This window comes from Brevibacterium aurantiacum (genome assembly GCF_900169065.1).
Lineage (GTDB): Bacteria > Actinomycetota > Actinomycetes > Actinomycetales > Brevibacteriaceae > Brevibacterium > Brevibacterium aurantiacum.
In genome coordinates this window covers 1-21,144 of sequence record NZ_FXZB01000006.1, presented here as the reverse complement: position 1 = coordinate 21,144, position 21,144 = coordinate 1, and the positions used below count along the sequence as shown (strand labels likewise).

Genomic DNA, 21,144 nt, shown 5'->3' with positions numbered 1-21,144 from the left:
GACATCAGCTCGCCTCGATGAAGTGAGCCGACTCTGCGGGCAGAACCCTGCTGATGAAGGCCCGCAGTGCCGGCAGCGCACTCAGGTCGGGGTCGACGGAGATGATCTTCTCCGCGATGGTTCTCGCCTCTTCGACGATCGGTGCATCCCGGAGAATGGACAGATGCTTCAATGACGATCCTCCCCACTGTGAGGACCCGAGCACATCGCCTTCTCCCCTGGTGCCGAGGTCGTATTCAGCCAGAGCAAAACCGTCGAGGGTGCCTGCGACCTCGCTGAGTCGCTCGAAGCTCTCATCGACTTCAGGCATGTCGGTGAGCAGGAAGCACATGGCCGCACTGCCATCGCGTCCGACGCGTCCGCGCAGCTGATGGAGTTGAGCGACGCCGAAGCGCTCCGCCTCGAAGATGACCATCATGGTGGCCCGAGGGACGTCGACACCCACCTCGACGACGGTGGTGGAGACCAGGATGTCGGTCTCGCCGGAGACGAACGCCGCCATCGTCCGGTCCTTCTCCGCCGGAGACATCCGACCGTGAAGAAGCGCAGTCGAACGTGAGCGGAGCTCATCGGAGTTCTGCAGAAAGTCCTTCAGATCCTCAATTCCCTTTCTGGCGCCGATCACATCACCCGTCTCGGGATCTTCGATGTCGGAGGGCTCGATGCGTGGGAAGACCACGAAGGTGCCTCGCCCGTTCTCGGCCGCCTCGTCGATGAGCTGAAGGACTCGGCCCAACCAGTTGGGATGGTCGCCCAGGGAGACGGCGTGGGTGGTGATGTCCTTGGTGCCGGCAGGCATTTCGTCGAGAGTGGAGACATCGAGGTCTGCGAAGACCGTCATCGCCACGGTGCGCGGGATCGGAGTCGCGGACATCACGAGGGTGTGCGGGACCTTGAGCCCGGCCTTCGCCCGCAATGCCTCCCGCTGTTCAACGCCGAAGCGGTGCTGCTCATCGACGACGATGAGGCCCAAGGTGTCGAACATCGTCGTATCCGACATCAGGGCATGCGTGCCCACGACGATGTCGATCTGGCCGGTGGCGAGGTCGAGTGCCAGCTGTTTGCGTTCCCGGGCCGGCATCGACCCCGTCAGCAGCGCCACCCGCACCTGATCATCACTCGAAAGCAGAGGACTCAAAGCCATCTGATCGCCGAGGAGGGTCTCAATGGAGCGGAAATGCTGAGTGGCGAGGACCTCGGTGGGGGCGAGCATCGCGGCTTGGGCTCCGGAATCGACGGCCGTGAGCATCGCCCGCAGCGCCACGACGGTCTTGCCGGAGCCGACGTCGCCGTGGAGCAGGCGATGCATCGCCGTCTTCCGGCCCATGTCTGCCTCGATCTCCTCACCGACCCGCAGCTGGGAGGCGGTGAGGTAGAAGGGCAGACTGTTGTCGAACCGCTCACTTCTGGCTCCGACGTTGAGCAGCGGGGTGGCCTCGAGCTTTTCGTAGTCGGCCTTGCGGGAGACGAACTCCGCCTGCAGGGCGAGCGCCTCTTCCCATTTCCATCGCTGCTTGGCTTTCTCCGTCGCTGCGGCTGACCTTGGTCGATGCATGTCGTTGAGAGCGGTGCGCAGGTCTGGCAGGTCGAGGTTCTCTCGCATGGCGGTCGGCAGCGGGTCCTCGAATTCGTCCGGGCCGGCGACATCGAGGAGGACCTTGATGGCCTTCCACAGTCGCGTCTGTGCGATGCCCTTGACTCGTGAGTAGACGGGGAATGGGGAGTTAAGGTCCTCCGGCGTCCACTTCTCATCGTGTTCGTCCCGGTTGAGCCAGGTCGGTGAGTTCAGGGTCAGCTGCCCGCGGTACTCCTCGACCTTCCCGGCGAAGACGACGGTGAGTCCGGGCACCAGCTGGCTGTCCAGCCAGCGCTGGTTGAAGAAGGCGATCTTCATCGACTGCTGCCCATCGTGGACGATCACATCGGTGATGGTGCCTCGACGCTTCTGCATGCGCCTGGTGTCCACGGAGATGACTTCAGCCTGCAGGATCGCGGTTTCGCCCAGCGGGAGCCCGCCCAGGGGCGTCTTCTCACCGGGTACAAGGAATCTGCGTGGGAAGAAGCGGAAGAGATCCGCCACCGAGGTGATCCCTCGTTTCTTCAGAGCACCGCGGTCTCGTGCGGTGAAGTAGTCCTCAAGGCGGGCGCTCATTCGACTCCCATGATGAGCAGCGTGGCCCGGTCCCTCGAATCGATGTCCTGGAACCGCACCTGGGCATGCGACTTCCGGATCCAGTCCCGCAGGTGCGAGAGGACATCGGGGGCGCAGCCGGGGCCGTGGACGACGGTGAGGAGCTCTCCCCCGGCGCCCAGGAGGCGATCGGCGAGCTTCTCGACCAGGGTTGTGAGTTCCGTGCTCTGAGTCTTCACCTTCCCGTCGATGAACACCCGATAGAACTGGGAGGGATGGGAGAGCGGGATCCTGCGCATCCCCACCGTTGCGGAGTCAGACGCAGTGCCAGAGTCAGGCGTAGAGTCTGGGCTCGAACTCGTTCCTGGGGCATCATCGATGACCGGCAGGGCACCTGTGGGCGGGTTGAGGGCAAGCTGTTCGGCGGAGACGATGGTGCCCACGCGGGTGCCGGCAGCAGCCTCGGTCATATCCGCAAAGATCTCACCGGACGGGGCGAAGGGATCATAGACCGCGAGTGCTGAGAGCAGAGTGGCGACATTGCGGGAGCGGACCACCTGCACACCGGAGACCTGTCCCAGTGCATTCAGGACGGTCGTCGAACTGGGGACGACGATGACATCACGTTCCTCCTCGGCGATGATGTCCCTGGTCATGGCCCGCACATCACCGGAATCGGGTGACAGGGCACTTGCCCCGTTGAGCGCGCAGTGCATGAGGAGTCCGGTGCCGGAGACAATGGCCACCAGATGGGTTTCGCCCTCTTCCTCGTGCAGACGCAGGTCTTCCATGTCCAGACGGACGATGCCGAAGCCGGCGAGGTGATCAAGAACGGTCACAGCGGTCGCCTCGTCGGCGACGTGGACGTGAACCTTGGGTCCGTTGATGACGATCGAGGTTCCACCCAACTCATCGAGCGCCTCGGCGAGGGTGGATGTCGTCTCTTCGGAATCGGTCGATGCCGGGGAAGAAGCCAGGATGGCAACGATCTCGAGTTCATCGGCACTGGCCTGATGGACGATCCGTGGAGACCTGGTGACTTCGCCGAGCATCGAATCCTGCGGCGTCCTGCCGGTGACAGTGGCGTAGAGGAGGTCGAAGAGTTCCACGATCCCCGTCGATCCGGCGTCGACGACCTCGGCTTGGCGGAGCACGGGCAGCTGCCCGGTGGTCTCGCGCAGTGCCGATCGGGAGCGCAGCCGCACAGCGGAGATGAGTTCGATGAGGTTCGCCCCGTCTTCGGCCTTCTCAGCTGCCTCAGTGGCCATGGCATCAAGCACGGTGAGCATGGTCCCGTCGACGGGCCGGGCCACGGACTGCCGGGCCCTGGCGGAGGCGAGTTCGAGGGCTTGAGCCATGGCCTCGGGCGTCGCCACTGTCACCCCGTCCAGGGCATCGGCGACGCCTTGGAGTGCGACAGCGAGGATGAGTCCGGAGTTTCCGCGGGCGCCGCGTCCTGCGCCCTCGGCTAGTGCAGCGACGACCTGGGGCAGCGTGACGGGCCCGGTCAGCTCTTCGACGGCCAGATACGCGGCGCGCAGCGTGTGGTACATATTCGTGCCGGTGTCACCGTCGGGGACGGGGAAGACGTTGAGTTCGTCGATTTCGACGCGTTCCTTGCGCAGTCGATCAACGGCTCGCCGAGCCCACCTGGCGGCCAGACGCCCATTGAGGCCGATGGCTTGATTGGGTCCGCTCATGTCACTTCCCGAAATGGCTGAAGCCGCTCGTCGGCACCGGTGCGCCGTCGAGAGTGACCCCGCTGCCGTCTCTCATCTCTCCGATTCTCCGCCAGCCTACCGGAGGCGTGTCGAACTGCGCCGACGACGCGACGAAGCCGTGGTCCTCTCCTCCGTTGAGCACCCAGTGCAGCGCCAATTCCTCGGCCTTGTCGGTACTTCCGGCCGCTTGAGTGCCGGAGCTCCTGGCCACCAGGTGCCGAGCTGCTGGCAGCAGCGGGTCGATGAGCTCCTGGAGTGCAGTTCGGTCGATGCAGGCGTGGACTCCCGAGGCTGCCGCCACCCGTCCCAGGTCCGTGCTCAGACCATCGGAGACATCGATCATCGCCGAGGCTGCCCTCATCTCAAGGACGGCCGCGTAGTCCGGCTGCGGGGCCAGTTGAGTGTTGATGAGTTCGGTGAGGCTCGTCCCCGGCTGAGGATCATCCTGGCCGACGTCTGCGTTTGGGTCGACACCGGCGAAGAGGAGATCCAGTCCGGCGGCCGCGCGACCGATGGTCCCGGCCAGGTAGATCGAGTCCCCAGGCTGCGCCCCAGCACGGGTGATCGCTGCGCCTGATCCGTGGGTTCCTGCAGACGAAGCAGCAGTACCAGTACCAGAACCACCGACGGTGCCCAAGGCAGTGATCGCGACGACGATGAGACCTGAGGAGGAGAGGTCTCCGCCGATGATCGGGATCTCGCAGCCAAGTGCTTCACCGGCACGGGCCGCCTCGGCGACGATGCCGGCGAAGAGAGCCTCGAGGTCCTCGATCTCCGTCGAATTCGGCACGGCCAGCGACACGAGCAGCCCGTGCGGTTTCGCGCCCATGACGCACACGTCGGAGAGGTTCTGTGCGGCGGCCTTGGTGCCCAGTCGAGACCAATCGAGCCAGGTGCGGGTGAAATCCTCGTTCTCCACGAGCATGTCGGCCGTCGACACCAGGTTGCCGTCCACCGCAGTCACGGCGGCATCGTCCCCGGGTCCGATGATCACCTGCGAACCGCTGCGATTGTGAGAGAGGATACGTTCGAGCACGTGTGATTCGCCAAGTTCGGACAGTCGGGTCATGACTCCAGGTTATCGGGAGATACGGTAGTTGTATGAGATCTCGTCGCCTCCGCCCGTCGCCTCGAACGTCGCCTCGGAAGACGCGCACTTTCGCCCTCGCAGCCGTTGCCACAGTGTTGGCCGGTGTGAGCCTGGCCGGATGCGAGCGAACCGTCGTCGTCGAGCCTGCGCAGGACGCACAGAACCCCAAATGCGCCGACATCATGCTGCGCCTGCCCGATGAGATCGCCGGCCAGAAATCACGCACAACCTCTTCCCAGGGCACGAAGGCCTGGGGAGATCCAAACATCGCGGTCATCCGCTGCGGAGTCACCCCACCCGGACCGACCACGGATCAGTGTGTGAGTGTGAGCAGCGTCGACTGGATCTCGAAGGCCTCCGATGAAGACGACACCTGGGTGTTCACCAGCTACGGACGCACCCCGGCCGTCGAAGTCCTCGTCAACCGCAAGGCCGAATCGGGCAACAATGTGCTCGCGGCCATCTCACCGGCCCTGACGGCCGTCAAACCCGAGGCCAAGTGCGTGGGAGCCCAAGACCTCGAAGGCTGAGCAGCCCTCAGTGGGTGCGGGCGTGATCAACCAGGGCGATGGTGATGAGCTCTGAGATGAGCGCCGGGTACTCGATCCCCGACTTCGACCACATGAATGGGTACGCCGAGGTGGGGGTGAATCCCGGGAGGGTGTTGATCTCGTTGATGAGGACCTCACCGGCATCCGTGACGAAGGTGTCGACACGGGAGAGCCCGGTGCAGTCGAAGAGACGGAACACCTGGGCCGAGAGCTCCTGGATCCGCGCCGTCGTCGTCTCATCGACACGAGCCGGGCAGGTCAGCTGGGCATCGGCAAGGTTGAGGTATTTGGCTTCGAAGTCATAGAACGAGTGTTCGCCGGAGACCTCGATCTCCCCGGGGAACGAGACCCGAACCTCACGGTCGTGGACAGAGCCGAGCACCGCGCATTCGATCTCCCGGCCGACGACCTGCGGCTCGACGATGACCTTCGAGTCATGCTCGAAGGCCGAACGCAGCGCCTGATCCAGCCCTTCGGCGGATTCGACGCGGCTGACACCCATAGAGGACCCGGCACGGGCAGGCTTGACGAACACAGGCAACCCCAGACCGGTGATCCGGTCCTGGGCCTCGGCCTGGTCGGCCTCCCACATGGTTTCGGTCACGAGCTCCCAGGGACAGGTCGGAATCCCGGCATGGGCCATCAGGGATTTCGTGTAGTGCTTGTCCATGCTCGCCGCCGAGGCGAAGACCCCGGAGCCGACGAAGGCCGTGTCGCTGAGTTCGAACAGTCCCTGCAGGGTCCCATCCTCCCCGTACTGCCCGTGCAGGAGCGGGAAGTAGACGTCAACCGATCCGAGTTCGCTGTAGTTTCCCTCGGCGTCCCGCTGCAGCAGGGGCGAACCCTGAGCTGAGATCGGCGGAATGATCTCGGTTCCGTTGTCGACAACCTCGGGCATATTGTCCGGGTCGAAGGCCATCGTCGACCAGTCTTCGACGATGCGCCAGACGCCGGCCTTCGTGATGCCGATCGGCAGTACACGATAGGCGTCGTCGGCGATGGCCCGGATGACCCCGGCAGCAGTGACGCAGCTGACGGCATGTTCGCTCGATCGTCCGCCGAAGAGGACTGCGACGAGTGGCCGGTGATCAGATTCAGGCATAGAAATCCTTGGTCGTTAGCGCGCGTGACCGTTTGTACGGACTGGAAAACTCTAGCTCACTTGAGCTCGAACGTGCATTCCAGGGATGCACGGGCGATGCCCTTGAAGAACATGTTGAATCCGGCGAAGGCCGGTGATGCAGATTCGTCAAGACCCAGAGGCTCCGCCAGAGCAGTGACGATGAAGAAGTAGCGGTGCGGTCCGTGGCCCTGGGGTGGTGCGGCACCGACGAAGCGAGGTTCGCCCGCATCGTTGCGCAGCGTCACCGTTCCGGCCGGAAGCAGGTCCGCCGAGGGGTCGCCGGCGTTGGCGGGCAGGCTGGTCGTCGAGGCGTCGAGATCGGTCACGACCCAGTGCCAGAAACCGGAGCCGGTGGGTGCGTCCGGGTCGTAGCAGGTCACGGCGAAGGCCTTGGTCTCTTCGGGGAAGCCCGACCATGACAGCTGCGGCGAGACGTCCTGACCGCCGTCGACGCCCATCGCACCCGAGAGCTGTGGTCCGGTCAGTTCGCCCCCGGCTTCGATATCCGTGCTGGTGAGGGTGAAGCTGGGGACATCGGAAAGGTTGTAGAACGGTGAGTTGACGCTCATGTCTGCTCCTAGTCGTACGAGATGATTCGGTACTGGACAGCCCGAGGTGCTCAGGCTGGTGGTCCCTCGTGCTTACGCTTCCGAGACAACAGCAAACCGGCGAGTTCGTCAACCCGCAGCCGTCCTCCGAGGACCGCGCACACGGCTTCCGTGATCGGCAGATCGACGGAGTACTTGCGTCCCAGGGCGAGGATGGCGGGCGCCGATTTCACTCCCTCTGCGGTCTGCGAGGTGTGAGCGATGACATCCTCCAGGCTCATCCCCTCACCGAGGTGGCGCCCGAATGTTCGGTTCCGCGACAGTGGGGAGGCACAGGTGGCGACGAGGTCGCCGAGTCCGGCCAGGCCCGACAGGGTGTGTGGCTGCGCACCCATGGCAGCGGCCAGACGTGAGGTCTCGGCCAGGCCGCGGGTGATGATCGAGGCCTTCGAGTTGTCGCCGAGCTTCTGGCCATCGGCGATGCCGACGGCCAGGGCGATGACGTTCTTGACGGCACCGCCCATCTCAACGCCGACGACGTCGGTGTTCGTATAGGGACGGAAGTACCCGTTCGCGCTGATCTCAGCGACAGCCTCGGCGGTGTCGATGCTCTCCGCGGCGACCACGGTGGCCGTCGGCTGCTGATCGGCGATCTCACGGGCCAGGTTCGGACCGGAGACGACTGCGATCTGGGTGGAGTCCACCTCGGCGACCTCGGCGATGACCTCGGACATGCGCTTGCCCGTGTCGACCTCGATGCCCTTCATCAGGCTCACGAGCTTCACCCCTGGGCGCAGATGCGGCTTCCACCGGCTCAGGTTCTCCCGCAGGGTCTGTGCGGGAACGGCGAGGATGATCACCTCGGCGTCGGTGACGGCGGCGATGTCGTCAGCGGTGGCACTCAGCAGCTCGGGCAGGACCCGGTCACCCAGGTACCGTTCATTCGTGTGTGAGGTGGTGATCTCCTCGGCGACCTCGGACCGGCGAGCCCAGAGGGTGACGGGAAATCCGGCATCAGCGACGACTGCGGCATAGGTCGTCCCCCATGATCCGGCTCCCAGCACTGCGGTCTTCTCGACGCTCATTCGCCGACCTCCTCGTTGTGGAATCTCTCGGGCAGCTCACGATTCGACAGCTCGCCGACCATCGCTGCAATGGTGTTCGTCAGGCGGTGGGTGAGCACCGTCTTGGACTTCTTCTCCTCACGGTGGGCCCACAGGTCCTCGTAGTCGATGGGGTCACCGAATCGGACCACCGAGGTGTGTCGCAGAGGTCGGAACTTGGGCACCTTCGCCCCTTGCGGGAAGATCTCCTGAAGCCCCCAGTGCGCGGCAGGGATGATCGGGGCACCGGTTTCGAGCGCGAGTCTGGCGGTGCCGGTCTTGAAGTGCTGTGGCCACAGTTCCGTGTCCTTCGTCAGCGTTCCCTCCGGATAGATGACGACGCATTCGCCCTTGGCCAGAGCCTCCTTCGCGTATTCGAGGGAGTCACCGGCCTGTGTGGAGGAGCGCAGGACCGGGATCTGGCCCAGTCCGCGGAGGACGGCGCCGAGGGCACCTGAGAACAGACCTGATTTGGCGAGGAAGTGCGGCAGGTGCCCGTTGCGCCACAGGGCGAGCCCGACGAGGATCGGGTCGAGGTGGCTGGCATGGTAAGCGGCGATGATGGCACCGGTGCCCTGCGTCTCCGGCATCCCGCGCATGCGCCGCATTCGCGGCGTCCGAGGCGGCAGGATCTCGGCATTGTCGACCTTGATCTTCGAGGTCAGCCGGTAGAGCCCATAGGCGGTCGAGGCCACGACGAAGGCGACTCGGCGCTGGGACCGGACCGCGGAGGGTTCGAAGGAGACCAGCACGTCCTCGTCACTCATGCGGCCACCTCGGCGCCGAGGCCGATGAGCTTGTCGAGGAAGTTCTCGTATCCGCGGTTGATGAGTTCGATGCCGTGGACCTGGCTGGTTCCGCGTGCGGCCAGGGCCGCGATGAGGTGGCTGAACCCACCGCGCAGGTCGGGCACGTCGATACGTGTTCCCGTGAGTTCGGTGGGCCCGGAGACCACGGCCGAGTGCTGGTAGTTGCGGCGTCCGAAGCGGCAGGGTGTACCGCCGAGGCATTCGCGGTAGAGCTGGATCTGGGCACCCATCTCCCCGAGCGCGTGGGTGAAGCCGAAGCGGTTCTCGTACACGGTTTCGTGGATGATCGACAGGCCCTCGGCCTGGGTCATGGCGACGACGAGCGGTTGCTGCCAGTCGGTCATGAAGCCCGGGTGAACATCGGTCTCCAGGGCGAAGGACGTGAGCTTGCCGCCGGGGTGGCGGAAGCGGATCCCAGTCTCCTCGACCTCGAATTCACCGCCGATGCGGCGGAAGACGTTGAGGAAGGTGATGAGCTCGGGCTGGGAGGCGCCTTCGACGAAGATGTCTCCCCCGGTGGCCAGCGCGGCCGAGGCCCAGGAGGCGGTCTCATTGCGGTCGGGCAGCGCCCGGTGGATGAAGCCGCGCAGGGAGTCCACGCCTTCGATGCGCACGACCCGGTCGGTGTCGACGGTGATGATGGCGCCCATCTTCTGCAGCAGGGCGATGAGGTCCATGATCTCGGGTTCGATGGCCGCATTGCGCAGTTCGGTCACGCCTTCGGCGCGGACCGCGGTCAGCAGCACCTGCTCGGTGGCACCCACGGAGGGGAAGGGCAGTTCGACCTTCGTGCCCTGGAGGCGCCCACGGGTGGTGAGCATGATGCCGCCGGAGGTCTTGTCGACCTCGGCGCCGAACTGGCGCAGCACGTCGAGGTGGAAGTTGATGGGACGATCCCCGATGTGGCAGCCGCCCAGATCGGGAATGAACGCCTGGCCCAGGCTGTGCAGGAGGGGTCCGCAGAAGAGGATCGGGATCCGCGAGGAACCGGCGTGCGCGTCGATGTCGACGATCGATCCCTGTGCCATATCGGAGGGGTCGAGGTGCAGCTCACCGTCGGAGAGGTCTCCATCGCTGCCGGGCGTGACCCGAACCCCGTGGAGCTCGAGCAGACCGGTGACGATCTCGACGTCCCTGATCTGCGGCACGCCGCGCAGCACGGAGGGCGTCTCCCCCAGCAGCGCTGCGACCATGGCCTTGGGCACCAGGTTCTTGGCACCTCTGACCTGGACTGTTCCACCTAGCGGATTACCGCCGCGAACTTCGAGCATGTTCCTCCCTGCGTCACACTTGCACCCGGTGGGATCCGGGCGTGGCCCAGACTAGTCCGGACTCGTCCAAGACTAGCGCAGAGGACACGCGGGTCCCTTGTGGGAAGGCTCTCAGACCGTCGCGTCGGACGATTCGAACCTTCGCACGGGGTGGGTCAGACCTTCGCCGGCAGGGTCGTCGGCTTGAAGGTCGCCCGCTTGGACTCGAAATCGGAGATCTCGGATTCCTTGGCCAGCGTCAGGCTGATGTCGTCATGGCCTTCGAGGAGGCGCCAGCGTGTGTAGTCATCGATCTGGAAGGTCACGGTGACCGAATCACAGGTCACGGTCTTCTCATTGAGGTCGACGGTGATCGGGGTGCCCGGGTGGTTCTCCAGGATCTTCCAGATCAGTTCGATGTCAGCCTGGTCGAGCTGAGCGGCCAGGAGTCCCTCTTTGCCGGAGTTGCCGCGGAAGATGTCGCCGAAGCGCGAGGAGAGGACGACGCGGAAACCGTAGTCCTTGAGCGCCCACACGGCGTGCTCACGCGAGGAGCCCGTGCCGAAGTCGGGTCCGGCTACGAGGACTGAGCCCTTCGAGAACTCCGGATCGTTGAGGACGAATTCGTCGTTCGTACGCCACCGGTAGAACAGGGCGTCTTCGAAGCCGGTGCGGGTGACCCGCTTGAGGAACTTCGCCGGGATGATCTGGTCAGTGTCGATGTTGGCGCGGCGCAGCGGGACGCCGATTCCGGTATGTGTGCTGAAAGCTTCCATCAGTCGGTCTCCTTACGCGTTCGCCGAGGTGGGGGTGGGTGTCAGTGTCAAGGTGGGCTTATCGTCCGTCCACGCCACCGGTTCGGCGTCGCGGGGCAGATCCTTGACGTCACCGGGTGAGGACAGCGTTCCGCGCACGGCGGTGGCCGCTGCCACGAGCGGGGACACCAGGTGGGTGCGCCCACCCTTGCCCTGGCGGCCCTCGAAGTTGCGGTTCGAGGTCGAGGCGCAGCGTTCACCGTCGGCCAGCTGGTCCGGGTTCATGCCCAGGCACATCGAGCAGCCGGCGAAGCGCCATTCTCCTCCGAAGTCCTTGAAGATCGTATCGAGGCCCTCGTCCTCGGCCTGGAGGCGAACCTTGGCGGAACCGGGAACGACCATGAAGCGGATGTTCTCGGCCTTCTTCCGGCCGCGCACCACCTCGGCGCCGGCACGCAGGTCCTCGATGCGAGAGTTCGTGCAGGAACCGAGGAACACGGTGTCCACCTCGATCTCGCGCAGCGGGGTGCCCGGTGTCAGGCCCATGTAGGCCAGAGCGTTGGCGGCCGAGGCCTTGTCGTTCTCGTCGGCGAAATCATCGGGTGAGGGCACCGAGGCAGACAGCGGCAGTCCCTGGCCGGGGTTGGTTCCCCAGGTCACGAACGGTTCGATGTCCTTGGCCTCGAGGACGACCTCATGGTCGAAGGTGGCGCCCTCGTCGGTGTACAGAGTCTTCCAGTATTCGACCGCCGCATCCCAGTCCTCGCCCTCGGGTGCGTGCGGACGGCCCTTGACGTACTCGAAGGTCGTCTCATCGGGGGCGACCATGCCGGCACGGGCACCGGCCTCGATCGACATGTTGCAGATGGTCATCCGTGCTTCCATCGACAGCGCCCGGATCGCCGAGCCGCGGTACTCGAGCACGTAGCCCTGCCCGCCTCCGGTGCCGATCTTCGCGATGATGGCGAGGATGATGTCCTTCGCACTCGACCCTTCGGGCAGTTCGCCGTCGACCGTGATCGACATCGTCTTGAACGCTTTGAGGCTCAGCGTCTGAGTGGCCAGCACATGCTCGACCTCGGAAGTGCCGATGCCCAGAGCCAGCGCACCGAACGCGCCGTGGGTGGACGTGTGGGAGTCACCGCAGACGACGGTGGTGCCCGGCTGGGTCAGGCCCAGCTGTGGGCCGACGACGTGGACGATGCCCTGATCGGCATCGCCGAGGCTGTGCAGGCGGATCCCGAATTCCTTCGTGTTCTTGCGCAGGGTCTCGATCTGCGTGGCGGAGGTGGGTTCGGCGATGGGCTTGTCGATGTCCCACGTCGGAGTGTTGTGGTCCTCCGTGGCGATCGTCAGGTCGGGGCGGCGCACAGGGCGCCCGGCGAGTCGGAGTCCGTCGAATGCCTGCGGGCTGGTGACCTCATGGACGAGGTGGAGGTCGATGTAGATGAGGTCGGGCGCACCGTCTTCGCCCAGGGATACGACGTGATCGGCCCAGACCTTCTCGGCCAGAGTGCGTGGCATGATTCCTCCCGCCAATACAGGGATTGCCTGTACGTGCTTACAGCTGCGACGTCCGCGATTTCGCGGCGTCTGTGACATTCGACATGGTGACTCGGCGAGTGCGCAAGGCGGTCTCAACGAGTGTGTACAGGAAACCTACTCGTCCGTATCGCATTTCGAACTTGCATCTCGCCCACTGAGACGCGCACAATAGTGTCTATGACAAGCAATGGTAGCGGCGTCGGAGTCATCGACAAGGCCGCAATGGTTCTCTCCGCCCTCGAGGCCGGACCCGCTTCACTGGCCGAACTGGTCTCACTGACCGGACTCGCCCGACCCACTGCCCACCGCCTGGCTGTTGCGCTCGAATTCCATCGCATCGTCGGTCGTGATCTGCAGGGCCGCTTCGTCCTCGGCCCACGCCTGGCCGAACTGTCCTCCGCCGCCGGTGAGGATCGCCTGCTCGCCGCGGCCGGACCGGTGCTCGGCCAGCTGCGCGACCAGACCGGCGAGTCCGCACAGCTCTTCCGCCGCCAGGGCGACCTGCGCCTGTGCGTGGCTGCCGCAGAACGCCCCGTGGGACTGCGCGACTCGGTGCCGATCGGTGCCACCCTGAGCATGCGCGCCGGTTCCGCCGCCCAGGTCCTCCTGGCCTGGGAGGAGCCCGACCGCCTCCACACCGGCCTGCGCGGAGCCCGCTTCTCCGCCACCATGCTCTCCGGTGTCCGTCGCCGAGGCTGGGCCCAGTCGATCGCCGAACGCGAACGTGGCGTCGCCTCCGTCTCCGCCCCCGTGCGCGGACCCAGCAATCGCGTCGTGGCCGCCGTGTCGATCTCCGGCCCCGTTGACCGCCTGACACGTCAGCCCGGACGCCTGCACGCGAAATCCATCATCGAAGCGGCTCGAACCTTGAGCGAAGCTCTCATCAGAGGCTGAGGACGACACCATGATCGCTGCCCAACGACGCAATGTGATCATCGAGACGATCGAACGCGACGGCGCGGTGTCCATCTCAGCTCTCTCCGAACGGCTGGAGACCTCGGCCGTGACGATCCGGCGCGATCTCGATCAGCTCGCCGACGAAGGACGCCTGACCCGCACCCATGGAGGGGCAGTCCCCTTCTCCAATGCGCGCGAGTCGAGCTATGCAGAGAAGCTCGAGCAGGCCCTGGCCGAGAAGTCGGCGATCGCCCGTGCCGCGGCCAAGCATGTTCGCACCGGTGACGTGGTCGCCCTGGGGCCCGGCACCACGACCGAACTCCTGGCCAAGGAACTCAGCGGACGCTCGGGCATCCGCATCGTGACCAACTCCCTCCTCGTCGCCGAGGCTATGGTCTCCTCCCCCGATATCGAAGTCATCGTCGTCGGCGGAATCCTGCGACATTCGATCCGCGCCTTCGTCGGCGGAGGAACGGTCTCACAGCTGCTTGGCCTTAGGGCCGACACCGTCTTCCTCTCCGGCAATGGTCTGGCAGCGGACTTCGGCCTCTCCACTCCAGCCTTCCCCGTGGCCGACACCGACCGCGCCATGGCCACAGGCGCCGGGCAGGTCACCGCCCTCGTCGACCACACGAAGGTCGGGCTGCGCTCGTCCGTGCTCACTGTTCCGACAGAGGAGATTCACCACCTCATCACCGACTCGGACAGCAATCCCGGTGAACTCGACGCACTGCGCGAGGCCGGGGTCAACGTCGAAGTTGCGTGACACGCCGAGAATAGAACCAAATTCCCCGCCAAACAGCGACCGATCATAAACAATCAAAACTTTTCATGTTCGATCACTGGTGATCGGACGATCCGTCCTCTAAAGTATCGGTTTGAGGTGGCTTAACCACAAGGAGCCATTCACCGAAGACGTTGGAGGAACCTTGGAAGACATCCGTCTGGACGCCCAGTGGATCGACTATCTGCTGATCGCGATCTACTTCGTATTCGTCCTTGGAATCGGCTGGTTCGCCAAGCGCGGCATCTCCTCGAGCATCGAGTTCCTGCTCTCCGGACGCAGCCTTCCCGCATGGGTGACGGCATTGGCCTTCGTCTCGGCCAACCTCGGTGCAGTGGAGATCATGGGCATGTCGGCCACCGGCGCGCAGTACGGCATGCCGACGATGCACTACTTCTGGATCGGTGCCGTCCCGGCGATGCTCTTCCTCGGTGTCGTCATGATGCCGTTCTACTACGGCTCGAAGGTCAGATCCGTTCCGGAGTTCATGCGCAGGCGCTTCGGCACCGGCGCCCACCTCGTCAACGCGCTGTCCTTCGCCGTCGCTCAGATCCTCATCGCCGGCGTCAATCTCTTCCTGCTCGGCACGATCGTCAATCGACTCCTCGGCTGGCCATTGTGGATCGCCCTGGTCGTCGCCGCCGCCATCGTCCTGTCCTACATCACGCTCGGCGGGCTGACCGCCGCCATCTACAACGAGGTGCTGCAGTTCTTCGTCATCGTCGCAGCCCTGCTGCCGCTGACGATCATCGGCCTCAACCGCGTGGGCGGCTGGGACGGCCTCGTGGCGAAGGTCAGCAATGACGGCATGCTCGGCGCCGAGCAGCTCAGCAGTTGGCCAGGCGAGCAGCTCTCCGGGTTCTCCAACCCGGTGCTCTCTGTGGTCGGGATCGTCTTCGGGCTCGGCTTCGTGCTCTCCTTCGGCTACTGGACGACGAACTTCGTCGAAGTCCAGCGAGCGATGGCCTCAAAGAGCATCAACGCCGCACGACTGACTCCGATCCTCGGCGCCTTCCCGAAGATGCTCATCCCGTTCATCGTCATCATCCCGGGAATGATCGCGGCAGTCCTCGTGACCCAGCTGACCAAGTTCAAACAGATCGCATCCAGCGTCGACGAGGCGACCGCTCAGGCCCAAACCGGAGTGACCTACAACGATGCGCTCCTGCTGCTCATGCGCGAGGTCCTGCCCAACGGCCTCCTCGGCGTGGCGATCGCCGGCCTGCTCGCCGCGTTCATGGCCGGAATGGCTGCCAACATCTCCGCGTTCAACACGGTCTTCAGCTACGACCTGTGGCAGCAGTACGTGGTCAAGGACAGGGAGGATTCCTACTACCTCAAGGTCGGCCGCTACGCCACAATCGGCGCCTGCATCGTCGCGATCTTCACCGCCCTCATCGCCGGCAACTTCGCCAACCTCATGGACTATCTGCAGACACTGTTCGGCTTCTTCAATGCGCCGCTGTTCGCCACCTTCATCCTCGGTATGTTCTGGAAGCGCATGAGCCCCACCGCCGGCTGGGTCGGTCTGGTCGGCGGCACCCTTTCCGCCGTCGCCGTCTTCATCCTCAGCGAGACCGGCGTATTCGACCTGCCCGGCCAGGGTGCGGCGTTCCTCGCCGCCAGCACGGCCTTCGTCGTCGACATCGTCCTCTCGGTGATCGTGACCTTCAGGACCACACCGAAGCCCGCGAGTGAACTGCGAGGGCTCGTCTATTCGGAGACCCCGAAGACCGACTTCGAAGACCTGAACGAACCGAAGCCCCCGATCTGGAAACGCCCGGTGCCTGTTGCAGGCGTGGCACTGGTCCTCGTCATCATCCTCAACGTGGCCTTCGGCTGAAGGAGCAAGAGAGAACAATGAGCAAAGCAAACGAACTGACCAAAACCGCAGGTGCCTTCGACATCCGCAACTTCATCGGAGTGCTGCTGGGCATCTTCGGGATCATCCTCACCATCGCCGGCGTCGTCGGCTACACCCCCGACGAGGCAGAGCGCACCGGCGGAATCGATGCCAACCTCTGGACCGGAATCGGCCTCATCCTCACCGCGGCATTCTTCCTCATCTGGGCCAAGCTGCGCCCGATTCGGATCATCGCCGATGACGCGGCTGAGGTGGTCGACACGGATCCCCGCGACTAGCGCGACCGTGCCTAGCCTGACCGTGCTCTGCGCGAGTGCGGCACTGGCCGAACGGAGGCCGATCAGTCGACACGGCCGGCGCCTGGCCCCGGGCCGACGGCGAAGATATCGGGCGCTCGGAAACCGCGGTCGGAGAATTCGGCCACGACAGCCTCGGCGATCATCTCAACGTTCTCCGTATCGACCAGCGCGATCGCCGATCCGCCGAAGCCACCGCCGATCATCCTGGCACCGAGCGCTCCCGCTGACATCGCTGCGCTGACTGCAGCATCGAGTTCGACGCAGGAGACCTCGTAGTCATGGGCCAAGGAATCGTGAGAGGCAAGCAGGAGTTCACCGATTCCGCGGATGCTGCAACCCTCCCTGCCTTCACCCTCCAGGAGTTCGACAGTGGATGTGACCCGGGCATTCTCGCTGAAGACGTGCCGCACTCGCTTCCGTTGCACCTCGGTGAGAGGGCCGAGGTCGACGGTTTCGTCGAGTTCGCGCAGACTCTGTGCTCCGAGGAGTCCGGCGGCCTCCTCGCACGTGCGTCGCCGGTCGCCGTAGCCGCTCTCGCTGTGGGAGTGGGACACCCGGGTGTCGATGACAAGCAGTCGCAGCCCCTCGGCGTCGAGGCTGAAGGGAATCTGTCGAGCTCGCAGGTCGCGGCAGTCGAGGAAGAGTGCGTGCCCGGCCTCGGTCATGATTGAGGCGGCCTGATCGACGATTCCTGTCGGAGCACCGACGAAGTTGTTCTCGGCGCGCTGGGTCAGCAGCACCTTCTCTCGGTCGTCGAGATCGAGCCCGTAGACCGCGTCGAGAGCGATGAGGACCGCCACCTCGAGTGCATGAGAAGAAGACAGTCCTGCACCGACTGGCACAGTCGATTCGATATAGAGGTCGATGCCGCCGACAACCGTGCCCGTCGTCTTGGCGATCTCATCGACGACTCCCGCTGGGTGGTTGAGCCACGCTGGAAGAACTCCTGGCACGAGGTCCTCGGCGATGAACTGGCCTGCGAGTCGCTGGCCCCGGTCGTCTCGATGGTCGGAGACGATGCGGATGCTCTTCTCTTGGGCCGGCGGTGCCGCGGTTCCACTGCCGTTGGCGTCCGCACGGCTTCCAGGGCGCCGTCCGATGGCCACGTGCACAGCCCGGTCAATAGCTATGGGCAGGACGAATCCGTCGTTGTAGTCGGTGTGCTCGCCGATGAGGTTGACGCGTCCTGGAGCACGAAAGCAGTCGAGCGGCTGATAGCCGAAGATCGTTTCGAACTCGGCACGCAGGCTCTGCCCGACAGAAGTGTCAGTCGCGTTCATCGGTGACCGTCCTCGTTCGTCGGTTCTGCCGCCGGCATCGAGTCTGCCGACCGCGGTTGCACGTTGCGCAACCTTGCTGCGGTCTCCTCGGCGGAGACGTCGCCGACGAAGGCGCCCATGGCCGCTTCGGACCCGGCGAGGAACTTCAGTTTATTCTCGGCACGCCTGGGGCTGGTGATCTCCAGATGCAGCCACTCTGCCGCGCGGTCCTCACAGTTGACCGGTGCCTGATGCCAGGCCGCGATGTAGGGAGTCGGCGTGGAGTACAGGCCGTCGATCCTTCGCAGCGTCTCTGAGTAGATGCGAGCGAGGTCCTCGCGTTCGGCCTCGTCGAGTTCGTCGATGCTCAGCACCTGCCGATGCGGGACGATATGGACTTCGACCGGCCATCGAGCCGCATAGGGTACGAAGGCAGAGAAATGGGCGGATTCGAGAACCATCCGCTCACCGGATCGGCGCTCGAAGGCGAGGATGTCGGCCATCAGTGCTCGGCCCGTCTCACGTCTGTGCTGGACCGCCCTGGCCGAGGTGACCTTGGTGTGTGGAGTGACATAGGGATAAGCGTAGATCTGACCGTGTGGATGATTGATCGTCACGCCGATCTCCTCGCCCCGATTTTCGAATACGAAGACCTGCTCGATCCCTGCGCAGGAGGCGAGCTCACGCGTCCGATTCGCCCAGGCGTCGATGACTGTGCGGGCTCTCGCCGTGTCGAGGTCGGCAAACGATCCGTTGTGCTCGGATGAGAAGACGACGACCTCACAGCGTCCATAGGCCGGTGCGGTCAGGGCGGACTCTGCGGCCACCTCGGCGAAGTTATGGCTCGGATCGGCACTGACAGCACCGATTCCAGGACCCAGCGACGGGAAACGATTCTCGAAGACCACGACCTCGTAGTCAGCGGCCGGGATCTCCGTTGGTCGCCCCGGTGCCGACGGGCAGAGGGGGCATTCGGCGGCAACGGGAAGATGAGTGCGCGACTGGCGATGCGTGGCCACGGCCACCCACTCTCCGGTGAGCAGGTCGAAGCGCAGCTGGCCGCCACTGGGACGCGGCTCCGCGGAGCGCTGGTCCTCGGCTAACGGCGCGACAGGCGAATCGGTGTCGTGGAAGAACAGGATCTCTCGGCCGTCGGCAAGGGTGTTCCTGCTGATCTGCGTGCTCAACGCGGACCTGTGAGCTCACCGCTGAAACGGTGGATCTGAGAAATGCAACGCTGGCTCATCAACCCTCCAAAACCGATCATTTTCGATCATAATGCTAACATCTGGTCGGTGGAGAACACAGTTCTGCCGTAGAATTCTGGGACACCAGAACATTCGCACACAAATTGCGCAGGAGTCGCATGACCGGTTCCATCGAGCTCACTCAGGGCAACGACAGCGCGGTCGTGTCCACACGCGGTGCGGCTCTGCTTCACTACACCGTCGGCAATCGTCCTGTCGTCGTTGAGATGTCCGCCTTCGACGGCGCCGTGCTGGCACCGTGGCCGAACCGGATTGCCGATGGGCGCTATGACTTCAACGGCGTCTCCCACCAGCTGCCCATCACCGAAGCCACCCGCAGCACCGCCCTGCATGGCCTCGTGGCCGACGTCGACTGGACGGTGTCCGAACGCGATGCCGATTCGGTGACACTGAGCACCGAGATCTCCGACGTGCCGGGATACCCCTTCGCGATGTCCCTCGAGGTGACGTACTCCCTCATCGGCCACGACGACGAGGGCGAAGATGCTGGACGCGGTGAACTGCGGGTGAGAACACTGGCACGCAACATCGGGCAGGAGCCGGCTCCCTTCGGACTCGGCTTTCATCCCTGGATCCACCCCGGCGCGGAACAGGTCGATGAGGCTCAGCTGCTCATTTCCGCCGACACCTGGCTCGAGACCGATGACAGACTCATCCCCCATACGGTCCGACCCTTCGACACTGGAACGTTCATCCCCGCCGATCATGGGCCCGATGAGACGAGCTGCCTCCTCTGCAAAGATTTCCGCGCACTGCGCTCTCTGGGCCATGGTGTGCTCGATGATGCCTTCGGCACACCTCAACGCGATGACCACGGGTGGTCGTGGGTGCGGTTGAAGGGTGCCGACGACAGGACGGTCGTCATCGGAATGGACGATCATTTCCGGTCCTGGCAGATCTGCACCGGCGACGAACTCGGCTCGGAGCTTCGGCGCACCGCGATCGCGATCGAACCGATGACGTGTCCACCGAATGCCTTCGCCACCGGCTCGGACTACGACGTCATCGACCCACAAGGTGAACTCACGGTGGAATGGAGCATTGCTCTGCGTTAAGAGTTCCGGGTGCAAAGTCATCTTGCCCTGATACGTTGCGACTATCGGCTCCAACACGTACGAAGGAAGATAATGTCGACACCACAGAACCCGTACTCCGGTTCGGACGCAGAGAACAACCAGAACATCCAGAACGACCAGGTCGATCCCGATTCGAATCAGGTCAGCCCTGTGTCGGACGAAACCGGCCCTGATTCGAGCGCTGCTGGCACAGAATTCGGGCAGGCCGAGCAGTACAGGCAGGCCGAGCAGTACAACGATCAGCAGAGTCAGTTCGCCCAGCCGAATATGCAGGGTCAGCAGAACCAGTACAACCAGTACGATCAGGGCGCTCAGTACAACCAGGGCGGTCAGTACAACCAAGGCGGTCAGTACGGTCCTCAGAATCAGTACGGACAGTTCGAACAGCCCAGCCAGCAGGGCCAGCACCCTCAGGGCGCCGACTACGCCGCGTATGGCCAGGGCAATTACGCCGGTTCTCAGCACGCCCCGGTAGGCAACTTCCAACAGCCTGCAGCGCAGCAGAAGGCTGGTGGCAGCGGCGGCTTCTTCAAGTCGCTCTTCGACTTCCGCTTCGACAACTTCATCGCCGTTCGCTGGGCGGGATTCATCTACATCATCGCCATCGTGGTGGGCGCGCTGTCGTGGCTGGGATCCATCATCGGCGGAATCGTCACAGGTGCAGCTGCGGGCAGCGCATCCGCCTACTTCGGCGAGGCTCCGAGCTTCAGCCCATGGCCGCTGCTGCTGGCGATCATCTTCGGTTGGATCATCCCAGCCCTCTGGGTGATCTTCGTCCGCCTGGGCCTCGAGCTCATCGTGGCCAACGTCAAGACCGCTGAGAACACGAAGCACATCGCGGACTCGCTCAGGCGCTGAATCGCTTCGGTATTCGCTCTGAGGCTCAGGGATCGGCTACGCAGTCGAGCTCTGAGGCTCAGACAAACTCTGCGGCTCGGAAGAGCGGGTTAGCGGCATAAATGTGTGTACAGGATAGGCCCCTTCCCCAGTAAACAGTAAGGCAAGACAGGATTAAACATGCTCTGGAAGCATGTTCAGTGTCTCTTCCTAGGAATCAACCCAGGTGTGGTG

General features: G+C 64.3%; 19 protein-coding genes. 7 read left to right on the top strand and 12 right to left on the bottom strand.

Annotated features, from left to right (window positions below):
* Positions 1-4: 4 nt before the first annotated feature.
* Genes BAUR9175_RS05230 through BAUR9175_RS05220 form a run of 3 tightly spaced genes read right to left on the bottom strand, consistent with a single transcriptional unit; the run spans position 5 to position 4,921 of the window.
* Entirely contained in the window at positions 5-2,152 is a 2,148-nt protein-coding gene (locus BAUR9175_RS05230) for an ATP-dependent DNA helicase RecG (protein ID WP_009882484.1), read from the bottom strand.
* The gene (locus tag BAUR9175_RS05225; protein WP_009882483.1) at positions 2,149-3,831 is read right to left on the bottom strand and encodes a DAK2 domain-containing protein; all 1,683 of its coding nucleotides are present in this window, start codon (positions 3,829-3,831) and stop codon (positions 2,149-2,151) included. The genes BAUR9175_RS05230 and BAUR9175_RS05225 overlap by 4 nt, the downstream gene beginning before the upstream one ends.
* A 1-nt stretch (position 3,832) precedes the next feature.
* Complete coding sequence (locus tag BAUR9175_RS05220) at positions 3,833-4,921, bottom strand: thiamine-phosphate kinase (RefSeq protein ID WP_009882482.1); 1,089 nt, start codon at positions 4,919-4,921, stop codon at positions 3,833-3,835.
* 32 nt (positions 4,922-4,953) lie between these two features.
* Between BAUR9175_RS05220 and BAUR9175_RS05215 the strand changes: the two genes are divergently transcribed.
* Entirely contained in the window at positions 4,954-5,472 is a 519-nt protein-coding gene (locus BAUR9175_RS05215) for a DUF3515 domain-containing protein (protein ID WP_081448534.1), read from the top strand.
* A gap of 7 nt (positions 5,473-5,479) precedes the next feature.
* Here the strand turns inward: BAUR9175_RS05215 and BAUR9175_RS05210 are convergent, their stop codons facing one another.
* The 7 genes from BAUR9175_RS05210 to leuC form a co-directional block, all read right to left on the bottom strand.
* The gene (locus tag BAUR9175_RS05210; protein ID WP_009882480.1) at positions 5,480-6,595 is read right to left on the bottom strand and encodes a D-alanine--D-alanine ligase family protein; all 1,116 of its coding nucleotides are present in this window, start codon (positions 6,593-6,595) and stop codon (positions 5,480-5,482) included.
* A gap of 56 nt (positions 6,596-6,651) precedes the next feature.
* Positions 6,652-7,185: a YbhB/YbcL family Raf kinase inhibitor-like protein gene (locus BAUR9175_RS05205; RefSeq protein ID WP_009882479.1), complete on the bottom strand. Its 534-nt coding sequence runs from the start codon at positions 7,183-7,185 to the stop codon at positions 6,652-6,654.
* 50 nt (positions 7,186-7,235) lie between these two features.
* Positions 7,236-8,249: an NAD(P)H-dependent glycerol-3-phosphate dehydrogenase gene (locus BAUR9175_RS05200; RefSeq protein WP_009882477.1), complete on the bottom strand. Its 1,014-nt coding sequence runs from the start codon at positions 8,247-8,249 to the stop codon at positions 7,236-7,238.
* Positions 8,246-9,034: a lysophospholipid acyltransferase family protein gene (locus tag BAUR9175_RS05195; RefSeq protein WP_009882476.1), complete on the bottom strand. Its 789-nt coding sequence runs from the start codon at positions 9,032-9,034 to the stop codon at positions 8,246-8,248. Before BAUR9175_RS05195 ends, BAUR9175_RS05200 begins: the two co-directional genes overlap by 4 nt.
* On the bottom strand, positions 9,031-10,347 hold the full coding sequence (gene murA, locus BAUR9175_RS05190) for a UDP-N-acetylglucosamine 1-carboxyvinyltransferase (protein WP_096145868.1): 1,317 nt from the start codon (positions 10,345-10,347) through the stop codon (positions 9,031-9,033). Before murA ends, BAUR9175_RS05195 begins: the two co-directional genes overlap by 4 nt.
* Positions 10,348-10,502: 155 nt before the next feature.
* Positions 10,503-11,102: a 3-isopropylmalate dehydratase small subunit gene (gene leuD, locus BAUR9175_RS05185; protein WP_009882472.1), complete on the bottom strand. Its 600-nt coding sequence runs from the start codon at positions 11,100-11,102 to the stop codon at positions 10,503-10,505.
* A 12-nt stretch (positions 11,103-11,114) separates the two neighbouring features.
* Positions 11,115-12,605: a 3-isopropylmalate dehydratase large subunit gene (gene leuC, locus BAUR9175_RS05180; protein ID WP_101583151.1), complete on the bottom strand. Its 1,491-nt coding sequence runs from the start codon at positions 12,603-12,605 to the stop codon at positions 11,115-11,117.
* Positions 12,606-12,803: 198 nt separating this feature from the next.
* Here leuC and BAUR9175_RS05175 point away from each other — a divergent pair, with 198 nt between their 5' ends.
* The 4 genes from BAUR9175_RS05175 (at position 12,804) to BAUR9175_RS05160 (ending at position 16,449) form a co-directional block, all read left to right on the top strand.
* Positions 12,804-13,520 (top strand): IclR family transcriptional regulator, encoded by a 717-nt coding sequence (locus BAUR9175_RS05175; protein WP_009882470.1) that lies wholly within the window; start codon positions 12,804-12,806, stop codon positions 13,518-13,520.
* A gap of 10 nt (positions 13,521-13,530) precedes the next feature.
* The gene (locus BAUR9175_RS05170; protein ID WP_101556927.1) at positions 13,531-14,289 is read left to right on the top strand and encodes a DeoR/GlpR family DNA-binding transcription regulator; all 759 of its coding nucleotides are present in this window, start codon (positions 13,531-13,533) and stop codon (positions 14,287-14,289) included.
* A gap of 163 nt (positions 14,290-14,452) precedes the next feature.
* Positions 14,453-16,150, top strand: a complete 1,698-nt coding sequence (locus BAUR9175_RS05165; RefSeq protein ID WP_009882468.1) for a sodium:solute symporter family protein — start codon at positions 14,453-14,455, stop codon at positions 16,148-16,150.
* A gap of 17 nt (positions 16,151-16,167) precedes the next feature.
* Positions 16,168-16,449, top strand: a complete 282-nt coding sequence (locus BAUR9175_RS05160; protein WP_069600478.1) for a hypothetical protein — start codon at positions 16,168-16,170, stop codon at positions 16,447-16,449.
* A 62-nt stretch (positions 16,450-16,511) separates the two neighbouring features.
* Here BAUR9175_RS05160 and galK read toward each other — a convergent pair whose 3' ends face one another.
* Both galK and galT read right to left on the bottom strand, forming a co-directional pair.
* A complete protein-coding gene (galK, locus tag BAUR9175_RS05155) occupies positions 16,512-17,750 on the bottom strand; it encodes a galactokinase (RefSeq protein ID WP_069600479.1) in 1,239 nt (412 codons plus the stop codon).
* On the bottom strand, positions 17,747-18,916 hold the full coding sequence (gene galT / locus BAUR9175_RS05150) for a galactose-1-phosphate uridylyltransferase (protein WP_101583149.1): 1,170 nt from the start codon (positions 18,914-18,916) through the stop codon (positions 17,747-17,749). The genes galK and galT overlap by 4 nt, the downstream gene beginning before the upstream one ends.
* 179 nt (positions 18,917-19,095) lie before the next feature.
* Here galT and BAUR9175_RS05145 point away from each other — a divergent pair, with 179 nt between their 5' ends.
* Together BAUR9175_RS05145 and BAUR9175_RS05140 are read left to right on the top strand one after the other, a co-directional pair.
* Positions 19,096-20,052 (top strand): aldose 1-epimerase family protein, encoded by a 957-nt coding sequence (locus BAUR9175_RS05145; protein WP_101583148.1) that lies wholly within the window; start codon positions 19,096-19,098, stop codon positions 20,050-20,052.
* A gap of 72 nt (positions 20,053-20,124) precedes the next feature.
* Positions 20,125-20,931, top strand: a complete 807-nt coding sequence (locus BAUR9175_RS05140) for a DUF4282 domain-containing protein (protein WP_096145873.1) — start codon at positions 20,125-20,127, stop codon at positions 20,929-20,931.
* The last annotated feature ends 213 nt before the right edge of the window (positions 20,932-21,144 follow it).